The sequence below is a fragment of the Mesorhizobium sp. M0048 genome (assembly GCF_040323405.1).
In the GTDB taxonomy this organism is placed as follows: Bacteria; Pseudomonadota; Alphaproteobacteria; order Rhizobiales; family Rhizobiaceae; genus Mesorhizobium.
The window spans coordinates 16958-34878 of record NZ_JAMYUV010000041.1; the positions used below are offsets into that span (position 1 = coordinate 16958).

The 17921-nt window shown below is 60.5% G+C and carries 12 protein-coding genes and 8 pseudogenes; 10 read left to right on the forward strand and 10 right to left on the reverse strand.

From position 1 onward, the window contains the following. Nucleotides 1-58 precede the first annotated feature (58 nt). From NKJ84_RS25295 to NKJ84_RS25320, 6 genes and pseudogenes are all read left to right on the forward strand, one after another. Nucleotides 59-1183: a DUF2333 family protein gene (locus tag NKJ84_RS25295; protein WP_352508711.1), complete on the forward strand. Its 1125-nt coding sequence runs from the start codon at nt 59-61 to the stop codon at nt 1181-1183. 134 nt (nt 1184-1317) lie between these two features. Beyond that, on the forward strand, nt 1318-1476 hold the full coding sequence (locus tag NKJ84_RS25300; RefSeq protein ID WP_023680935.1) for a hypothetical protein: 159 nt from the start codon (nt 1318-1320) through the stop codon (nt 1474-1476). A gap of 172 nt (nt 1477-1648) precedes the next feature. Beyond that, a pseudogene (locus tag NKJ84_RS25305) lies at nt 1649-2787 on the forward strand (Tn3 family transposase). Next, nucleotides 2751-2897 (forward strand): hypothetical protein, encoded by a 147-nt coding sequence (locus tag NKJ84_RS25310; RefSeq protein ID WP_280952151.1) that lies wholly within the window; start codon nt 2751-2753, stop codon nt 2895-2897. The pseudogene NKJ84_RS25305 and the gene NKJ84_RS25310 overlap by 37 nt, the downstream one beginning before the upstream one ends. Nucleotides 2898-2955: 58 nt before the next feature. Continuing rightward, nucleotides 2956-3246 (forward strand): annotated as a pseudogene (locus NKJ84_RS25315) (ABC transporter permease subunit); the annotation flags it as partial. A gap of 281 nt (nt 3247-3527) precedes the next feature. Further along, nucleotides 3528-5354: a heavy metal translocating P-type ATPase gene (locus tag NKJ84_RS25320; protein ID WP_352508712.1), complete on the forward strand. Its 1827-nt coding sequence runs from the start codon at nt 3528-3530 to the stop codon at nt 5352-5354. Between the two features lie 165 nt (nt 5355-5519). Here the strand turns inward: NKJ84_RS25320 and NKJ84_RS25325 are convergent, their stop codons facing one another. Further along, nucleotides 5520-6122 (reverse strand): sulfotransferase family protein, encoded by a 603-nt coding sequence (locus NKJ84_RS25325; protein ID WP_084641948.1) that lies wholly within the window; start codon nt 6120-6122, stop codon nt 5520-5522. Between the two features lie 177 nt (nt 6123-6299). Next, entirely contained in the window at nt 6300-6446 is a 147-nt protein-coding gene (locus NKJ84_RS25330; RefSeq protein ID WP_352453916.1) for a hypothetical protein, read from the reverse strand. A gap of 35 nt (nt 6447-6481) precedes the next feature. On the opposite strand from NKJ84_RS25330, the pseudogene NKJ84_RS25335 reads away from it, so the two are divergent. Next, nucleotides 6482-6733 (forward strand): annotated as a pseudogene (locus NKJ84_RS25335) (GNAT family N-acetyltransferase); the annotation flags it as partial. 11 nt (nt 6734-6744) lie between these two features. Here NKJ84_RS25335 and NKJ84_RS25340 read toward each other — a convergent pair. The 8 genes and pseudogenes from NKJ84_RS25340 to NKJ84_RS25375 all read right to left on the reverse strand — a co-directional run bounded on the left by NKJ84_RS25340 (nt 6745) and on the right by NKJ84_RS25375 (nt 14375). Beyond that, the gene (locus NKJ84_RS25340) at nt 6745-7785 is read right to left on the reverse strand and encodes a sulfate/molybdate ABC transporter ATP-binding protein (RefSeq protein ID WP_352508713.1); all 1041 of its coding nucleotides are present in this window, start codon (nt 7783-7785) and stop codon (nt 6745-6747) included. A gap of 131 nt (nt 7786-7916) precedes the next feature. Next, entirely contained in the window at nt 7917-8108 is a 192-nt protein-coding gene (locus tag NKJ84_RS25345) for a hypothetical protein (RefSeq protein WP_352508714.1), read from the reverse strand. Between the two features lie 14 nt (nt 8109-8122). Next, a pseudogene (cysT, locus tag NKJ84_RS25350) lies at nt 8123-8869 on the reverse strand (sulfate ABC transporter permease subunit CysT); the annotation flags it as partial. Further along, a pseudogene (locus tag NKJ84_RS25355) lies at nt 8866-9893 on the reverse strand (sulfate ABC transporter substrate-binding protein). The pseudogenes cysT and NKJ84_RS25355, both read right to left, overlap by 4 nt. Before the next feature lie 185 nt (nt 9894-10078). Then, nucleotides 10079-10506 (reverse strand): annotated as a pseudogene (locus NKJ84_RS25360) (UbiA family prenyltransferase); the annotation flags it as partial. A 350-nt stretch (nt 10507-10856) separates the two neighbouring features. Continuing rightward, on the reverse strand, nt 10857-11123 hold the full coding sequence (locus tag NKJ84_RS25365) for a hypothetical protein (RefSeq protein ID WP_023680946.1): 267 nt from the start codon (nt 11121-11123) through the stop codon (nt 10857-10859). Between the two features lie 1279 nt (nt 11124-12402). Beyond that, nucleotides 12403-13116 (reverse strand): annotated as a pseudogene (locus NKJ84_RS25370) (IS6 family transposase). 362 nt (nt 13117-13478) lie between these two features. After that, complete coding sequence (locus NKJ84_RS25375; RefSeq protein WP_352508715.1) at nt 13479-14375, reverse strand: LysR family transcriptional regulator; 897 nt, start codon at nt 14373-14375, stop codon at nt 13479-13481. A gap of 151 nt (nt 14376-14526) precedes the next feature. Here NKJ84_RS25375 and NKJ84_RS25380 point away from each other — a divergent pair. The 3 genes and pseudogenes from NKJ84_RS25380 (at nt 14527) to NKJ84_RS25390 (ending at nt 17918) form a co-directional block, all read left to right on the forward strand. Continuing rightward, nucleotides 14527-15668 (forward strand): annotated as a pseudogene (locus tag NKJ84_RS25380) (trans-sulfuration enzyme family protein). 29 nt (nt 15669-15697) lie between these two features. Beyond that, on the forward strand, nt 15698-16732 hold the full coding sequence (locus NKJ84_RS25385) for a transporter substrate-binding domain-containing protein (RefSeq protein WP_352508716.1): 1035 nt from the start codon (nt 15698-15700) through the stop codon (nt 16730-16732). A 70-nt stretch (nt 16733-16802) separates the two neighbouring features. Then, nucleotides 16803-17918 carry an ABC transporter permease subunit gene (locus NKJ84_RS25390; RefSeq protein WP_352508717.1) on the forward strand — a complete coding sequence of 372 codons (1116 nt, stop codon included), beginning with the start codon at nt 16803-16805 and terminating at the stop codon, nt 17916-17918. Nucleotides 17919-17921: the final 3 nt, after the last annotated feature.

The window sequence follows — 17921 nt, forward strand, 5'->3', positions numbered from 1 at the left end:
CAAGGTGGCGTTTGGCATGCGCCTCTACGGCTTGACTGACTGAGGGGGTGACATCGCCATGCTTGATCCGATCGTGAATTTCTTCATCCGGATTTTCCAGTGGATCGGCCGCGGCATCGGCTTAGCCATCGGCGTCATCCTGTGGCCGTTCGTGTGGGCCGGGCGTTGGTATACGCAGCGCGGCTGGATCCTGAAGGCAGTGGTCGGCCTGGCGCTGCTGATGCTGATCGGCCTCTACGCCAATTTCTTCTACGCCACCCAGTGGTGGAACAATTTCAACCCGAACTATCCCGACACCTATATATTCGAGAAGCGCAACCTGTCGGCCGGCGAGCAGGTCGCCGCCGGTGCCGGCACCGACGCCGCCAGGACCTGTGGCAATTCGGCGATCGCCCAGTTGGCGGCCGACCTGACCGACTTCAACGTCAACCAGAATGCCTGGGTGTCGTCGATGATCCTCTACAAGCTCGGCCTGTTCGGCATCGACTGGGACCACACGCCGTGGATGGACAACAAGGCCTCGTTCCAGCGCGGCATCAACCAGGCGGTGCGGCGCACGGCGACCGAGCTTGCCGACAATCTCGGCCGCGTGCGCACCACTTCGCAGATCGACGCCGATCTTCAGGACGCGCGCGGCAATCTGCAGTTCGATGAAGAGACCTGGTACTTCGGCTTGAACCCGTTCGGCCCGAAGACTCCGACGCCGAGCTATTATCGTGACGCCGTGCGCAAGCTGCGCGCCTTCAACGCCCGGCTGGAAACCTGCCAGACGGTGTTCGATGCCCGCGCTGACAATCTCAAGCAGTATATCGACCGCATCTCGTCCGACATCGGTTCGACCTCGGCGATCCTCAAGGAGCGCGCTGAGCACTACAACAATGGCTGGTTCGATTTCCGCGCCGACGATCGCTTCTGGTTCGCCTATGGCCAGCTCTATGCCTATTACGGGCTGATGAAAGGCGCCGAGGCCGATTTCGAGGACGTGATCAACGAAAAGCACCTGCAGAGCCTGTGGGACACGATGGACTCGCAGTTCGTCTCGGCGCTGCGCATCCAGCCCTTCATCATCGCCAATGGCCGCGAGGATGGCTGGCTGTTGCCGAATCACCTAACGACAATTGGCTTCTACATGTTGCGCGTGCGCTCGAACCTGGTCGAGATCAGCAACGTTCTTGCGCAGTAACTCGGTGGATGAAGCGCTCGAGGGCATCGAGGCATTGGGACCGGTAACTTCTCTGGGGTGAGCGCGGCCACGATTGTTAGCGCCGACTGGGCCATCACCGTTACTTTGTTTAAGGCGGCGGCGATGGCGGTGGAATGGACGATCACGATCGAGAGCAGGAACGAATTCGGCGATGTCGAAACGAGGTCCGGATCGACAAAAGCGATGAGCGTCCGCGTGGCGGAGACCTTGACCTGTCGATCGAGGATGGCAAGAAGATCATGACCGCCCTGCAAACAGTGGTCGCGACCTAGGAGGCGAAAACCTACACCCTGTTTCGACGGGTCTGTCCGGATTGCCACAATTTTCGGCCAGTCAAGGACTATACGACGCGTCGAATTCAAACGGTGTTCGGCACAGTGGAGGTTCGCAATCCCCGCTGGGTGTTGTGCCGGGATTGCCATCCAGGGATGGACGCCGCATCCAATGATCGAGGTTCCCGACCTGTTGAGGGAAGTGCATGAATGGACCGGCTTTGCGGATAGCTTCACGCATGTTCGCACCGGCGACGTCCCAAGGAATGTCTCGGCCATGCTGGCCGGCGTACTGGCGGATGCGACCAACCTTGGTCCGAAACGGATGGCCAGCGCGTCCAAAGGCATCAGCGCTCACCAGATCAGTTGGATGAGAACCTTCCATGCACGGTCGGAGACCTACCGCGCGGCGCAGGCCTGCGTGACGGACGCACACACCCGCCATCCGCATTCTCGCCTTTGGGGCAATGGCACGACGTCATCATCTGACGGCCAATTCTTCCGCGCGAGCGACCGAGCCGCAAAGCGCGGCGACATCAATCTGCATTACGGCAGCGAACCCGGCTCAAAGTTCTACAGCCACCTTTCCGATCAGTACGGCTACTTCAGCATTCTGCCCATCAGTCCGACCGAAAGTGAGGCTGCTTATGTGCTCGATGGGCTATTCGATCAGGACACGGTCCTCGACATCCAGGAACACTTTACCGATAGGGGCGGCGCGAGTGATCACATCTTCGGTCTGTTCGCCCTCATAGGCAAACGCTTCGCGCCGCGACTGTGCAACCTCAAGGACCGGAAATTCCACACGTTCGAGAAAGGCGATGCATACCCGGCGCTGTCGAACCACATCGGCGCGCCGATCAACACCACCCTGATCCTCGAGCACTGGGATGATCTCCTCCATCTGGCGGCGTCGATCACCACGCGATCCTTAGTGCCGTCCACGATCCTGAAGAAACTATCCGCATCTCCGAAGGAAAGCCAACTCGCACGAGCGCTACGGGACTCGGCCGGGTCGAGCGATCGCTGTTCATGATCGAATGGTACTCAAGTTCGGCGCTACGCCGGCGTTGCCAGGCCGGCCTCAACAAGGGTGAGGCTGCGCATAACCTGAAGCGCGCCGTTTTCTTCCACGAGCGTGGTGAAATCCGTGACCGGTCGTTCGAAAGCCAGGCGTTCCGCGCCTCCGGCCTCAACCTCGTCGTCAGTGCGATCGTAGGAATACGGTCTATATCGAACGGGCCGTTACCTACTTACGCAAAACGCATCGCGAGATTCCGGATCATCTGCTCAAGCACGTATCGCGGCTGAGTTGGGAGCACATCAACCTGACCGGCATCTACACCTGGGATGCAGAACATCAGATGCCTGAAGGATTCCGTTCGCTCAGACTTCCGGCTCGGTTACGCCACGCCGCATGACGTTCATGCTCCGTTCGACGTTAGCGTGTCGCTGGGAACGGTTCTTGTTCCGACCCTCTACTCGCTGGGTTACACAAGCAGCCAACTGTTCCGACGGGTCCTATTTCCCCAGGTGGCCCTCACGGCAATTCCCGAGCTGACCACCTCGATGATGGTCATCATGAAGGCGCTTTCACTCGGATTCGCCATCGAGGTCGTCGATATCTTCGCGCAGTCCCAACTGACCGCCGCGCTGAACTTCTACTACCTCGAAGCCTTTGTGATTGCCGTCGTGATCTACATGGTGATCGCCTATGTCGTCATACAGATCGCCGACAGGCTGGAGCAATCCCTCCGGGTGTGGACGTGAGGCATGCATGTGGGACAGGATCGCCAAGCTTCGGGATTACTCTCGTCACGGTAGGGGCCGCCGACCGTCGCGCGCGCTGGGCGCGCTATTTCTCATCGCCGTTGGCCTCTATGTCGGATACCATGGCTGGACAGGACTATCCGCCGCGGGGGCCTGATGCGCTCATGCTTCAACCCAAGACCGCAATCCGAGATAGCGAGCCAATCATGAAATCCGAGACAGCAGCCACGGAAAGCGTTGAGCCGGCGCCTAAGACGGTTCCATCGGGTTGGCGAGTGTTGATGACGCGCGAACGCTGGACCGAAGTCGCGCGCATCCTTTTTACCGGCTTGATGGCGTTGCTGTATTGGCAGCAGCTCATTCCAATACAAGCCTTGTGGGTGGCGGTTGCCATCGGCTTGTATCCGCTCGTCAAGACCGGCGTCGTTGATCTCGTAAAAGAGCGCAAGATCGGTACCGAAATATTCGTCACCATTGCCACGGTGGTGGCGCTGATCGGAGGCGAGACCGTCGCCGGCGCGGTCCTCATGGTGATCATTTTGATCGCGGAGTTCATCGCCGATGTGAATATGGAACGAGCGCGAGCCTCGATCAAAGACCTGATCGGCTCAGTGCCGCAGGTGGCGCTTGTGCGGGACGCAGGTGGCGAACGCATGGTCCCGATCGAGAATTTGCGCGCGGGCGACGTTGTCTTGGTGCGGGCCGGCGAGAAGATCCCGGTCGATGGCACCGTCGTCGGTGGAGCGGCTTCGGTCAACGAAGCATCGATCACAGGAGAGAGCATTCCGAAGGACAAGAGCGATGGCGCCGATGTCTTTGCCGGAACCATCGTCGAATCCGGCGCCCTCGACATCGAGACCGAGAAGGTTGGTGCCGACACCACCTTTGCCCGCATCATCAGTCTGGTCGAGAATGCCGAAGCGGAACAGGCACCCGTCCAGAAACTGGCGGATAAGGTCGCGTCATGGCTGATCCCGGTCGTGCTGATCTTCCTCGTTGCGGTTTATCTTTATACCCGCGACGTTCGGATGATCGTCACTCTGCTGATTTTCACATCACCTGCCGAACTCGGATTGGCGACTCCTCTGGTGATTATCGCAGCCATTGCGCGAGCCGCACGCAGTGGAATTCTGGTCAAGGGGGGCGTCTATCTGGAGTCTTTGGCCAAGGTCGACGTCCTGGTGTTCGACAAGACAGGCACCCTGACGGCGAACAAGCCCGAGGTTGTCGGTGTGGAGATGCAGGACGGCACGCTTTCGGAAGCTGATCTGATCAGCCTTGCCGCCGCCGCCGATCGGCGCTCCGCTCACCCCTTGGCGAAAGCGGTCGTCAACTATGCCGCCCGGATGAAAATCGATGTCCCGGAACCGGAGCAGTACGAGCAGTTGCAGGCGCGCGGTGTGAAGGCGACGGTCTCCGGACGCACCGTGCTGGTCGGGAATGCATTGTTGTTGCGCGAGGCCGGCGTGCCGCTTTCCGATGCGATCGAAAAGGGCGGACAGACGCCGGTTCACGTCGCGGTCGATGGGAAATTCGCTGGCGTGATTTTTATTGCCGACACATTGCGACCAGGTGCGCGCGAAGCGCTGGCAAAGCTCCGTGCAACCGGGGTCAAGCGCATGGTGATGGTGACGGGTGACAATGAGGCCACAGCGCGGACCATCGCCAACGAGCTCGGCGTGGATGAAGTGCGTGCCAATCTGATGCCGCAGGACAAGGTCGCCGCCATCGCCGAATTGCAAAAGCAGGGCCATCGCGTGGCGATGGTCGGCGACGGGATCAACGACGCGCCGGCGCTGGCACGTGCCGATGTCGGCATTGCGATGGGGGGCGGCGGCACGCAGGCAGCGCTGGAAGCCGCCGACATCGCATTGATGAAGGATGACCTGGCAAGAATTGTCAGCGCCCGCGCGATTGCGCGACGCGCTTACCGGACAATTCAGGAGAATATCTTCGTCGGCGTTGGTGTTGTGCATGTTTTGGGCATTACCGCAGCGCTGATGGGCTGGATCGGTCCTATCCAGGCAGCGATTTTGCACTTGGGGCCAGATGTCCTGGTGTTCCTGAATTCGGCAAAACTGCTGCGCGTTCGAATCCAAGATGTTTAAGCGCATCTCTTTGAAGCCTAAGGCTTCGAACCGAACTAGCCAAAGCGGTCATTCGATTCGTCCGATCGGATGACTGCTACTGGCGCATGTGGTCGGTTGGCGCGTTCATAGATCAGATTGCCTGATGAGGCTCGGGAAGGTCCGGCCGGGGTGGAAAACCGCCGTTCAGCGCCCTATGCGAGCACGAAATTCGGCAGTCGAATTGGTGCGTGGAAACGGTTCGGAAGGCAACTGTACATCGAGAAAGGCACAAAGCGGCTCCCATCCTTCGGAGACTTGATACGTGAGAAGGCGTTCAGGCGGCAGCGTTGATTTCACGGAAGCGTTATGTGCTTCATAGACAGCGATTGCGTGATCACGGTTATCAAATCGACCGCCAAAGACAGTGTTTCCAACCACCGCCACACCAAAGGACTGTGGATCATTGGTAGCAGCATCCATCGTGAGCCCTATTGTTTGCGCCATGCTGTCATACCAGGCTTCCGGGTCACGAACTGTCAGGATAACCTTTGCATTAGGGTAGTGGTCACTCACTTGGCGCCAAAAATGCGCCGTTGGCCAATCGACCGCGGAAAGATAGCCGGCATATGCCGCATCCCAGGTCGGGAGTTGTCCTTGGCCGGCGGCGCGCCACAGCGCCTTCTGCTCGGGATTGGCGTGGACATCTGCCATGTGATGACACGGCCCGAACCCAAGATGCTCCAACGCGAGCTTCAGCGAATATGTGCCAGTGCGACCCATGCCTGCACCAATGACATCTAGAGCCATGAGCACCCCAAGGAGATTTCAATCGGTCAAAATACCGCTGTTTTCTTTAATCCGCTATATCTTTGAAGGTCAGCTCCGAATCGCGTCAAGCCGTAGCGCGCGAAGGTCAGTATTGGAGAAGCGCCGGGAATGGTGGCTCCTGGCGCCGCTGTGGCGAAGACGCGTGGATCGACACCACTATCCGCTGACGCAGCGCTTGCTCCGGTCGATGACGTGGATGCCCATCAAAGGATGGGAGACAACCGACAGCGAGTTTCCGCCGGGAACGTGATCGCGGTCCACCAAAGCCATCTTGAACGGCAAGGCCGTGCAGACCTGCTCCATCAGGCTGCTCGACGTATACCGCGCGACATTCGAGCAGCGTGGACACAAGCTGGCAAGGCAAGGGGTTAGGCGCCGCGCTGTTGCAAGACACCGTTCTGCGCACGCGTTACGCCGCGACAATCCTCGGGATTCGCGGCCTTCTTGTTCATGCCATATCGGACGAAGCGAAAGCCTTCTACGAGCACTACGGCTTTGCGGCTTCCCCGAAAAATCCGATGACCCTTGCGCTCTCGCTAAGGCGCGTTGAAAGAGCGGGCCGAAACGTCTTGTTGTGCACAAGTTGGTAATCGCCTCGTAATCAACCAGCCGGAAAAAGCTTCCAGCGCCGCGGCCTAAAAGCCACGCGACTTTTCTGTGCCGCCGGATGGTCGACGGGCAATTCGATCTCGACCCGCCGACGTTCGCCGCCGATTTCGAGTTCCACGCGCCTGGTGCCGGCAACGCGGCGGCTGGCGGCGACCGTGCCGGCGATGCAGCCGTTGCATTCGTCCACAAGTTCGACATCGTGCGGGCGAAAGAACAATGTCGCTTCGCCTTGCGGTGCGTGCGGCGCGGAGAGCCCGATCGGGCGGTCGGCGATCCAGACCTGGCCGTCCTCGACCTTGACCGGAAGCGAGCTCGATTCGCCGATAAAGCCATAAACGAAGGGCGAGTTCGGGGTATCGTAGATCTCGTCGGCGGTGCCGACCTGCTCGATGCGGCCCTGGCTCATCACCACGACGCGATCGGCAAGCTCCAGCGCCTCTTCCTGGTCATGGGTGACAAAGACCGTGGTATGGCCGGTGGCGTCGTGGATGTCGCGCAGCCAGCGGCGCAGTTCGCGGCGCACCTGGGCATCGAGCGCGCCGAACGGCTCGTCGAGCAAAAGCACGGCTGGCTCGATCGCCATGGCGCGGGCCAGCGCCACGCGCTGGCGCTGGCCGCCCGAAAGCTGCGCCGGATAGCGTTTTTCCAGACCGGAAAGCTGGACGAGGTTGAGAAGTTCCAAGGCGCGGCGGCGGATTTCCTTCGCCGACGGGCGTGACGGCCCGTGCCTGACCTTGAGGCCGAAGCCGATGTTGTCGGCGACCGTCATATGGCGAAACAGCGCGTAGTGCTGGAAGACGAAGCCGACATTGCGCTCCTGGATCGACTTTTGGGAGGCATCCTCTTCGCCGAAGAAGATTTTTCCGCGGGTCGGCCGCTCCAACCCAGCGATCAGCCTGAGCAGCGTCGTCTTGCCGGAGCCGGATGGCCCCAGCAACGCGATCAGTTCTCCCGACCTGATGTCGAGAGAAACGTCGTGGAGGGCCGGAAACCGGTCAAACTCCTTGCGCACGTTGGCAACGCGAACTTCCATGCAAATCCCTTTTGTAGTTGATGCATGCCGTTATCCCAAAACCGGTTCCCACTTTTGGGCGACATCAAATCTTTGTTTCATGCATGTCGTTGTCCAAAAACCGCTACACACTTTTGGGCGACATGCATTTGTCAGTGTCCGCGCGTCGCGGCGATCTCGGCGCCGTAGCGCATCTCGAGAAGTGTTTTCAAGACCAGCGTGACGAGCGCCAGGCCGGCAAGCAGCGAAGCGACGGCAAAGGCGGCGGCGGCATTGTACTCGTTATAGAGGATTTCGACATGCAGCGGCATGGTGTTGGTCAGCCCGCGTATGTGGCCCGACACGACCGAGATGGCGCGATGACGATCAGAAGCGGCGCGATCTCGGATTTGTAGGGGAGGTTGCCGGCGATGAAGATAACGGAACCGTACTCGCCGACGCCGCGCGCGAAAGCCAGCGCGAAACCGGTGACGATGGCCGGCGCCAGTCCGGGAAGCAGAACGCGGCTGATGATCTGGAAGCGATTGGCGCCGAGCGTTGCGGCCACTTCCTCCACCTCCTTGTCGATCTCCTCCATGATCGGCTGCACGGTACGAACGACGAAAGGCAGGCCGATAAAGATCAACGCGATGACGATGCCAAGCGGCGTGTAGGCGACCTTGATGCCGAGCGGCATCAGCAGGCTTCCGATCCAGCCGTTCGGTACGTAAAGCGTGGTCAGCGCGATGCCGGCCACCGCTGTCGGCAGCGCGAAGGGCAGGTCGACCATGGCATCGGCGATGCGGCGGCCGGGAAAGTTGTAGCGCACCAGCACCCAGGCGACGATCGTGCCGAAGACGACGTTGACAGCGGCGGCAATGAAGGCGGTGCCGAAGCTGATTTCAAGCGCGTTGATGGTGCGGCGATCGGTGACGATCGCCCAGAAGTCGGTCCAGCCGAGCGCCGCCGAGCGCCAGATCAGCCCGGACAGCGGAATGAGGAGGGTGAGGAAGGCAAGCGAGAAGCCGAGCGTCAATCCGAAACCCGGAATGACGCTCGGCTGTCTGAACCGCCACCCCGCCTTGGCGGGCGTGCTGTGGTCATGTCGTCCTGATCTAAATGCTATTGGGCCGGCTTATAGATCTGGTCAAATATACCACCGTCGCCGAAATGGTAAGGCTCGCCTTCATCCATCCGCCGAAAATTGGATCGTCGATGCTGATCCGCTTGATTTCCAGCAGTTTGGCGAGATCCTCCGCAGGCACCAGGTCGGGCTTCGCCGGACGGTAGTGGTTCTTGGCGATGATCGTCTGGCCTTCCTTGGAATAGAGATAGCCCAGATAGGCTTCGGCAACTTTCCGTGTGCCCTTGGCATCGACATTGGCGTCGACAACGGCGACCGGCGGCTCGGCCAGGATCGAGGTCGGCGGGATGACGATTTCGAACTGATCGGCGCCGAACTCGTCCAGCGCCAGATAGGCCTCGTTTTCCCAGGCGATCAGCACGTCGCCCAGGCCTTTTTGCGCGAAGGTCACGGTCGAGCCACGCGCGCCGGTGTCAAGCACCGGAACATGGGAATAGAGGTTGCCGACGAATTCCTTGGTCTTGGCTTCATCGCCGCCATCATTGGTGTTGGCCCAGGCCCAGGCCGCGAGGTAGGCCCACCGGCCACCACCGGAGGTCTTGGGATTGGACGTGATCACCTGGACGCTGTCCTTTGTGAGATCGCCAAAATCGTGAATGCCCTTGGGGTTGCCCTTGCGGACGAGGAGGACAATGGTCGAGGTATAAGGCGCCGAATTGTTCTCGAACTTCGTCCGCCAGTCGGGATTGATCTTCTTCGTTTTCGAGACGATCGCGTCGATGTCGCCTTGCAGCCCCAGCGTCACCACGTCGGCGTCGAGGCCGTCGATTACCGCGCGAGCCTGAGCGCCCGATCCGCCATGCGACTGCTGGACGGTGACGGTCTCGCCGGTCTCGGACTTCCAATGGGCGGTGAAAGCCTCGTCGAATTGCTTGTAGAGCTCACGCGTCGGGTCATAGGACACGTTGAGAATGGTGGTATCGGCAAACGCGAAACCGAGCGTGCCGAACTGGACAGATGTGGCGACCAGTGCGCCGAGCAGTTTCATGAAATGAGGTTTGGTCATTTCCGCCTCCGTTGAACTCGCGTCAAATCTACCGAATTGAATTTAGATGCATTCAATGTTGCCTTTTTTGGCCTAGTGAAGCAATTTTTCGCCTATTTCACCCTAAATGAGGAATGTTTTTCCTCACATAGCGTGACTCGGGATCCTGGGCTCCCGGACGCGATAACTAGAAACCGCCAGCCCTTCGGCAATACGCAAGTGGCGATCAGGCGCGTGTAGGGCGTCAGGAAGAGCAGGAGCGACGCCGCAAGCGCAAGCGGAATTGCCAGAAAGGCGATTGCTGGGACCATGCCGATCTGGCCGCTTGCCAGAGGGCGAAAGCGGGTCCGCTCAACGTGGCCGTCGAACCTGCGATCGGCAATGTCATTGATCGTGGACCCGGCGCTTCTCATCAGAAACGCGCCAAGGGTGAATAGCGCCAATTGCTGAACGGCGGGGATACCATGTGCCGCTTGGATCAATGCGGCCCAACAGGGAACAACGTCAGCCATATGCCCACTGGCCGATCCAGCCGCGCGAGCCGCGTGTAGGGCCGCCATGCACGCGGCAGCCGGCGATCCACCCAGTCACCTCTATGAATATCACTCAGGTCCGGTCGGCTCAAAGTCGCCATTAAGTAATCTTAATCCCGCGCAGAGAAAGGCATTTTCCTGTTCGGTTGAAGCTGCCAAATTCGCAGCGTTGCGTATGCGCGCAATGGCAGCCTCGGGGTGGCAAGCGGAAGTCCAGCGTGAACGCGCGGAACAGTTGCTTTGCGGACCTGAGCCGGCATTAGGTTGCGCAAGCTGTAGCGGCTGATCTTGGCACGACCGAGACCAACGGCGGCGCTCACGCGCAGGACCGGCTCTTGAAGCCAGTGCCCAGCGGGCTCTACGCCAATAATGGGCGCTTTCCAGAATGACCGGAACCGCACGGCAATCGCTGAGCAAACCCTTCTAACCTTGGCCAGCGGAGCAATCACCTTTACGATTCGACCAGGATCACCAAGGACTCTGGCACCACTCCATCGAAGGCCATCGCATCCGCGGCTTCCTTGCTCTGCATAGCTTTCATCATGGCGTCCATGTCCGGAACGTCCATAAGAACGGCCACCCGGGTCGGATTTTGTGGATCTACAAATGTTCGTATGTTGGTCACGCCGAGCGGACCAAAAAGCTCTTTGCGCTTCGGCGAGTCGAGCCAGTGCTTCGCTCCTTTTGTGATGTTATGGTGGCCAATGACTGTCGGCATTGCATCCTCCCTATCGTGACGGCGAAGTCCGGCATCGCCAAGAGTGCCAAGATCCATCCCCGTCGAACCACGGAGCGCCGTTTTGGTTGGACTGTCAATTATTTCGTTAAGGACGCGGAAGAACGATTCGGAGAGGGCGTTTCTTCCGGACGGTTCGACCTCAATGAACCAGGATCGCGGTCACGCGGCTGTGGCTATTGACATGTGACATGCGCAAACAGCCGGACAACAACTGCAAGGGCCCGCGTGGCAGATATCGGGATCCAGCGCGGGGGTCGGAAAGGGCAGTTGCGGGAGTAGGGCTGCCATTCATGACCCGGCGGGCCAAGGTCGTCTTCGGGTCGACTCCGGCCGTAGAGCGAAGGTCCGCTGTTGAGAGCGGCGGTGAGGGTCCGGTAATGGCGCTACTTACTCGTTCAGGTGGCCGCTACAGTTGATTGCTAGAGTTAGTCTAGCGTGTCCAAGCGCCATGAAGCGAGCTTACAGCCAAAAGGAAAGTCGGCGGCCCATTTTTCAATGAGCGTTGCCCGAACCCGCCGACCTGCGGATTGCCATTGGCCCCGCGATTCGCAGCTTTGCCGGAACGGAGGCGTGCCGTCTAGCAATGTAAGCGTGTACCATTTCAGCTGCGGAAGTTTTCAAGATCTCTGCCTTAAATCTTTCGGCCATGGCTCGCGCAATCTGTGCTGCCTATAAAGTCGCGCAGCACGAGGTGATCTAGGTTGCAGGGTTGGCGCGGCAAGCGTTCCTCGGCTAGGAATCAGGCGCCAGCGCTGAACAACGCAGCCGGGACGAGTTTCCGGATTCGTTACCGCCATCGGCGATTTGCTCACGGGCTTCGCAAGTCCACGGTGCACTCGCGAGACTCCTAATTGCGCTCCGCCGCGCCGAATGATTACGGAGTACTAGCCTGCCCAATCCCAGCGCGCCCAGAGTTCTGGCTCGCGTGTGAACCATTAGGCCGGCGGGACGTTGCTCTGCGGATCCAACACCTGACGGCACGACCGTGGAGGAATCCAAGCATCATTCTACGCCTCAGAAACAAGACACGCCCGGTGCCTTGGCGAACTTTCCTTATGACCGAATGACCGTCGAGCGATTTCGGGGGCGTTTCCGCGAGCGAGGTGGAACGACGAGCGCAGGAGCTGGTTTGTGCCGGGAAAGACGGCGCCGCTACCTCTTTGGCGACCTCTATTCGACCCGCGGGAGCATCATCAACCCCAAGAGGTGATGTCACATAAACGGAGATGGGCTGTCGTTGTGACTTTTGGGAATGATTTCAGGCGATCACGCCGGCAGCAGCTTTCCATTGCGCCATGGCATTCAAGCGGTGAAGATGGATCTGAAAGGCGGAGCGTTTTGAACGGGGCGGGACGAAGAGATTGCGGACTGCAGAGAACGTCGAGACGAAACGCTGGAGGCTCCCCGGTGATCGAAAAGCTTGCATCATCCGCTCTCGTTTTCGCAGTGGCACATGCGAATTCTCCGCTCTGTTGTTCAAGCCCTTGTGCGACCGGTGCTCGATGTCCGTCATGACTAGACGCCGCGCTGCTCCATAGGAGCCGAGCTTGTCGGTGATCATGCGCTTCGGCACCTGGCCCTGCTTCTTCAACAGCCGTGTCAGCACGCGCTTGGCGGCCTTAGTGTTGCGCCGGGTCTAGCCGATCTCGTCGAGCACATAGCCGTCCTGGTTGACGGCCCGCCATAACCAATGCTTCTTGCCGGCGATCATGATGGCGACTTCGTCGAGGTGCCAGATATCATTTCGACTGGGCTGCTTGCGGCGCAGGCGCCGGGCGTAGTCCAGCCCGAACTTCTTTCCCCACCGACGGATCGTCTCGTAGGAAACGACAATGCCGCGCTCCAGCAGCATTTCTTCGACACGACGCAGGCTCAGCGGAAATCGATAATACAGCCACACCGCGTGGGCGATGATCTCGGGTGGGAACCGATGCCGTTTGTAGCTGATCTGCGAAGTGTTCGTCCCCAGCATCTATCGCAGCGATCCCTGACACGCGGTTACCGTGACAACGCCCCTGGGAGCGCCTGGACCAAATCGGGTCCCCAGTTCTAATATGTGGCGGGTGGTACGACGGGATCGCTCTACCGTCATCTCAGGAATGCATGGTGGGAAGACTCCCGAGGGCGACCTTGCGCATGTTCGAAGGTGGCCATCTATTTCTCTGGCAGGATAGCTCCGCGTTCGCCGAGATCGTCCGGTTTCTTGCAAACGAGGAAGCCGGCTAAAGGGCGAACACGAATTTGCGCCGTGCGAGGCTGCGTGAGGCCATGGACGTCCGCGCCTTACTGAGGCAAGACCGGTCGCGTCTATGTTTAGGCGGCGAGCCACATTGCCTATGCCTCGCTCGATAGCATATTGCGGGCGGCATAGAGTTCGGCAATGAAGTCGGTGATCAAGGTCGAATTGATGCCGTCCGGCGGGCGCAGGAGTAGCGCGCGGAAATTGACGGCCGGCTCGAATGGCCTGGCCAAAATGCCGCCGATCATGCGGTCCGCAATGACGGAGGGATTGACCAAGCCAATCCCCATGCCCTTCGCTGCAAGGATAGCGATGGTCAGGCCGTAGGGCGTTTCGATCAGGATGCGCGGCCGTACCCCATGCGCGGCCAGGATCTTGTCCATCGCGAGCCGAGCCGTATCTTCCGGCGACAATGCCAGGAAAGCCTCGTCGGCGAGATCGGCCGGCGTGATCATCTGCTTCCGCGCCAGCCGGTGGTTCTTCGGCATGACGCAAACGGCGCGCGGCGTGGTGAAGATGCTGTGCAGCACGCCGCTGGTGTCGACCTCGTCGGCCGCGAGCCCGATATCGAAACTGCCAGACGCCACCAGGTCGCGCACGATGTTGGAGGTGCGGACCTGATAGCTGATGCGCACCTGCGGATGCCGGCGCGAGAACGCTACTATGGCGCGCGGCACCAGCCCATGCCCGAGCGCCGACAGGCTAGCGACACGGATGGTACCGGTGCCGACCTCCTTGATCTGTGCCGCGCGCAGCTTGAGCCGGTCGAGCCCGACCAGGTTGGCTTTCACCTCGGCATGAAACAACTCCCCTTCGCGTGTCGGCACCAGCCTGCCACGAATGCGGTCGAAAAGCCTGAAGCCGAGTTCGGCTTCTAGCTTGGCTAGCGAACGGCTGATGGCCGGCTGCGAGGTATCCAGCAGCGCGGCCGCCGCGCCGGCGCCGCGTGTGATCATGATCGCGTTGAAGACATCGATGTCGCGCAGGTTCATAGTCCATCCATATCAAAAGCGAATTAACTTTATCGCTGCGGTCATGGATGGCAATGGGTGAGCCGGCTAAGCTGCCCCCATGAACCGACGCGACGACACTTCACATGTCCACCCTCCCAAGCGCTCCGAGGAACCGTTCCAGGCGGTGGCGATGCCGGTCGAGCGAGCCTCGACCGTTGTCTTTGACGATCTGGAGTCGTTCGAGCGTCGCGTCGAGCGTCTGTACGACGGGTTCAGCTACGGACTTTACGGCACACCGACCAGCCGGCAGCTCGAGGATCATATCGCCGTGCTGGAAAGCGGATTGCGGGCCCTCGTCGTCCCGTCGGGCATGGCGGCCATGACGCTGGCGACCATGGCTGTCTGCCGTGGCGGCGAAAGGGTTCTGATCCCGGAGACGCTCTATGGCCCGGCGCGCACATGGCCGAGCGTTTTCTCGGCCCCCTCGGGATCGAGGCGGTTTCCTACGATCCACGGCTGGACGCGAGCATCGCGGCCGTGATCGACGGCAGAACGCGGCTGGTCTGGGTAGAATCGCCTGGCTCGGCCACCTTCGAAGTCCAGGATGTGCCCGCCATCACAGCCGCGGCCCACAAGGCCGGCGCGCTCGTCGCGGCCGACAACACCTGGGCATCGCATCTGCTGTTCAAGCCGCTCGCCCATGGCGTCGACATCTCCATGCAGGCGCTTTCCAAGCACGCCGGCGGCCATGGCGATCTCCTGATGGGTTCAGTCGCAGTGCATGACCACGCCCTGTTCCGGCGCCTGAAGGATACAGCGCGCTTTCTGGGCTATGGCGTCTCGCCGGAAGATTGCGCGCTGTGCGAGCGTGGCCTGATGACCATGCCGGTGCGCATGCGTCATGCCGACGCCACCGCGCGGAAGATCATTGCCTGGCTATCGGAACGCCCGGAAGTCGCACAGATCTTGCATCCCGCGGAGCCTGGTCATCCTGGCCACGCGATCTGGAAGCGTGACTTTGCCGGATCGGCGGGCGTGTTCTCCTTCGTGCTGCGGCCGGAACTGGCGCCACTGCAATCCGATGTCCTGCGCAGCCTGCGGCTGTTCAGGCTCGGCGCAAGCTGGGGCGGCGTGCATTCGCTGATTGCCGTCAGCGATCCGCGCAAAGGGCGCGCCAGCCTCGATTGGCTGAAGCCCGGCCCGGTCTGGCGCCTGTCGATCGGCCTTGAGGCGCTCGAAGATCTTCTGGCCGACCTTTCCCAGGCCTTCGAACTCTTTGCTAAAGCCCGGCGCAACGGAACCGCAGCAGCCGACGCCAAGGCCGCCGAATGATTAGAACCTCAACGAGAAGGGGAATGACTATGAAACATCAAGTTCTGAAATGGCTCACGGGTCTGGCGATAGGATTGGCCAGCCTGACTTCGGGCGCCGTGGACGCCAGCGCGCAGGCGGTTATCAACAAGATCAAGGAACGCGGCTATGTCAGCTGCGGCGCCAGCCAGGGCGTGCCCGGTCTCTCCCGGCCCGACGAGAAGGGGTATTATCGCGGCTTCGATTCCGATATTTGCCGCACTTTCGCGGTCGCCATCCTCAGCGACAAGGAGAAGATCCGTTACGTGCCGCTTAACGCAGGCCAGCGTTTTCCTGCGCTGCAGACCGGAGAGATCGACGTTCTGTCGCGCACATCCACCATCACCTACAGTCGCGATACGGTTGTCCGCTTCGTCTGGATCAATCTCTACGACACGGACGGCATGCTCGTGCGCAAGGCCGACAATATTACCGAGCCCAAACTGCTGGACGGAAAGACCGTTTGCCTGCAAGGCGGTGGCAGCCTGACCGAGAAAGCGATCGAGGAAACCGAGGAAGAGTTCGGGATCGCGATGGAGAAAGTCTATTACGACTCGACCATTCAGGCGCGCGACGCCTTCTTCGGCGGCCGCTGCGATTCATACGTCACCGACGGCACTGCGGCAGCCGGACAGCGTGCTTCGGTGGCCAAGAACCCCGACGACTACGACATCATCAAGGTCGGCAAAGCCGCCGAACCCAATGGCGTCGCGGTCGCCCGCGGCGACGATCAACTCTTCGACGTCGTGCGCTGGACATTGAATGCCCTGTTCTGGGCCGAGGCCAACGGCATCACCTCGCAGAACATCGATGAAAAGCTTGTGTCGGGCAGTCCGGAAGTGAAACGGGTGCTCGGCGAGGAACCCGGCTTCGGCAAGCCGCTCGGATTGGACGATAAGTGGGCCTACAACGTCATCAAGCAAATGGGCAACTACGCCGAGATCTGGGACCGCAATCTCGGCAAGGACAGCCCGCTAAAGGTCGAACGCGGTCTGAACGCGTTGTGGAAGGACGGGGGCCTCAACTATCCTTTCCCCTGGGATTGAGCCGCATGATGGAGGGGGACGGGCCCGGCGCTCCCCTTCCCTGCCAACGCCGCGAACCCTCGAGGTCAACATGCTGAGCGATGCCAAGACCAGATCGATCATCATCCAGTGTGCCCTGGCCGCCGCGGTTGCCGCTTTCGCTGCCCTGCTCGTCAGCACGACTTTCGCCAATCTCAGGGCACGCGGCATCCCGATCGGCTTCGATTTCCTGATGATGCCGTCAAGGATCGTCATCTCGGAAGCAATCCTCACTTACAAGTCGCGGGACCCCTATTACTGGGCGATCGCGACCGGGCTCGCCAATACGGTCTTCGTCTCCGCGGTCATCATCGTCTTTTCATCCGCGCTCGGCCTCGTCGTCGGCATCACCCGGCTGAGCAGCAATCCCCTGGCGGCGGGCACCTGCCGCGTATGGGTGGAGGTTGCACGCAACTCACCGCCGATCGTGCTTCTGATCTTTCTCTATTCGCTGTGGTGGAAGGTGCTGCCGCCGGTCGGCGAAGCGCTCAATCCGCTGCCAGGCGTTTACGCCTCAATGCGCGGCTTTGTGGCGCCGGCCGTCAGCATGGACGTGGCCACCGCGGGATTGCTCGTCATTGCTCTCGCCCTGGCACTGGCGGCCGCTGGCTGGGCGGCGGCGAGAAGAGGATGGCTCTCACCGCTGACCGCGCCGGCGATCCTTACGGTTGGCATTGCCGGGCTCTGGCTTGCCGATGCGAAGTTCTCCGTCGACTGGCCGACCTTCACTGGGTCGAACTTCAAAGGCGGCAAGGACCTGACGCCCGAACTCAGCACCATCCTCATCGGGCTGACCATCTACACCACCGGCTTCGTCGCCGAGATCGTGCGTGGCGGCGTGCTTTCGGTCGGCCGCGGTCAGTGGGATGCAGGTCATTCGCTCGGCCTGCCACGCGGCAAAATATTGCGTCTGATCATCATCCCGCAGATGCTGCGGGTGATCGTCCCGCCGCTCAACAGCCAATACATCAACGTCGTCAAGAATTCGACGCTGGCGATCGCGGTCGGCTATCCGGACTTCCTTGCGGTGATGAACACCATCATCAGCAAGTCCAGCCATTCGATCGAGGGCGTCTTCATCATCCTCGGCGTCTATCTCGCCCTCAACCTGAGCCTGTCGAGCGCGGCCAATTGGTACAACCGTCGCATCGCCATCGTGGAGCGCTGAACC

Coding starts and splice junctions, on each gene's coding strand:
- NKJ84_RS25385 (WP_352508716.1), top strand. CDS start 15,698: ATGAAACATCAAGTTCTGAAATGGCTCACGGGTCTGGCGATAGGATTG.
- NKJ84_RS25320 (WP_352508712.1), top strand. CDS start 3,528: ATGACGCGCGAACGCTGGACCGAAGTCGCGCGCATCCTTTTTACCGGC.
- NKJ84_RS25330 (WP_352453916.1), bottom strand. CDS start 6,446: ATGGAGCAGGTCTGCACGGCCTTGCCGTTCAAGATGGCTTTGGTGGAC.
- NKJ84_RS25375 (WP_352508715.1), bottom strand. CDS start 14,375: ATGAACCTGCGCGACATCGATGTCTTCAACGCGATCATGATCACACGC.
- NKJ84_RS25295 (WP_352508711.1), top strand. CDS start 59: ATGCTTGATCCGATCGTGAATTTCTTCATCCGGATTTTCCAGTGGATC.
- NKJ84_RS25325 (WP_084641948.1), bottom strand. CDS start 6,122: ATGGCTCTAGATGTCATTGGTGCAGGCATGGGTCGCACTGGCACATAT.
- NKJ84_RS25300 (WP_023680935.1), top strand. CDS start 1,318: ATGGACGATCACGATCGAGAGCAGGAACGAATTCGGCGATGTCGAAAC.
- NKJ84_RS25340 (WP_352508713.1), bottom strand. CDS start 7,785: ATGGAAGTTCGCGTTGCCAACGTGCGCAAGGAGTTTGACCGGTTTCCG.
- NKJ84_RS25365 (WP_023680946.1), bottom strand. CDS start 11,123: ATGCCGACAGTCATTGGCCACCATAACATCACAAAAGGAGCGAAGCAC.
- NKJ84_RS25390 (WP_352508717.1), top strand. CDS start 16,803: ATGCTGAGCGATGCCAAGACCAGATCGATCATCATCCAGTGTGCCCTG.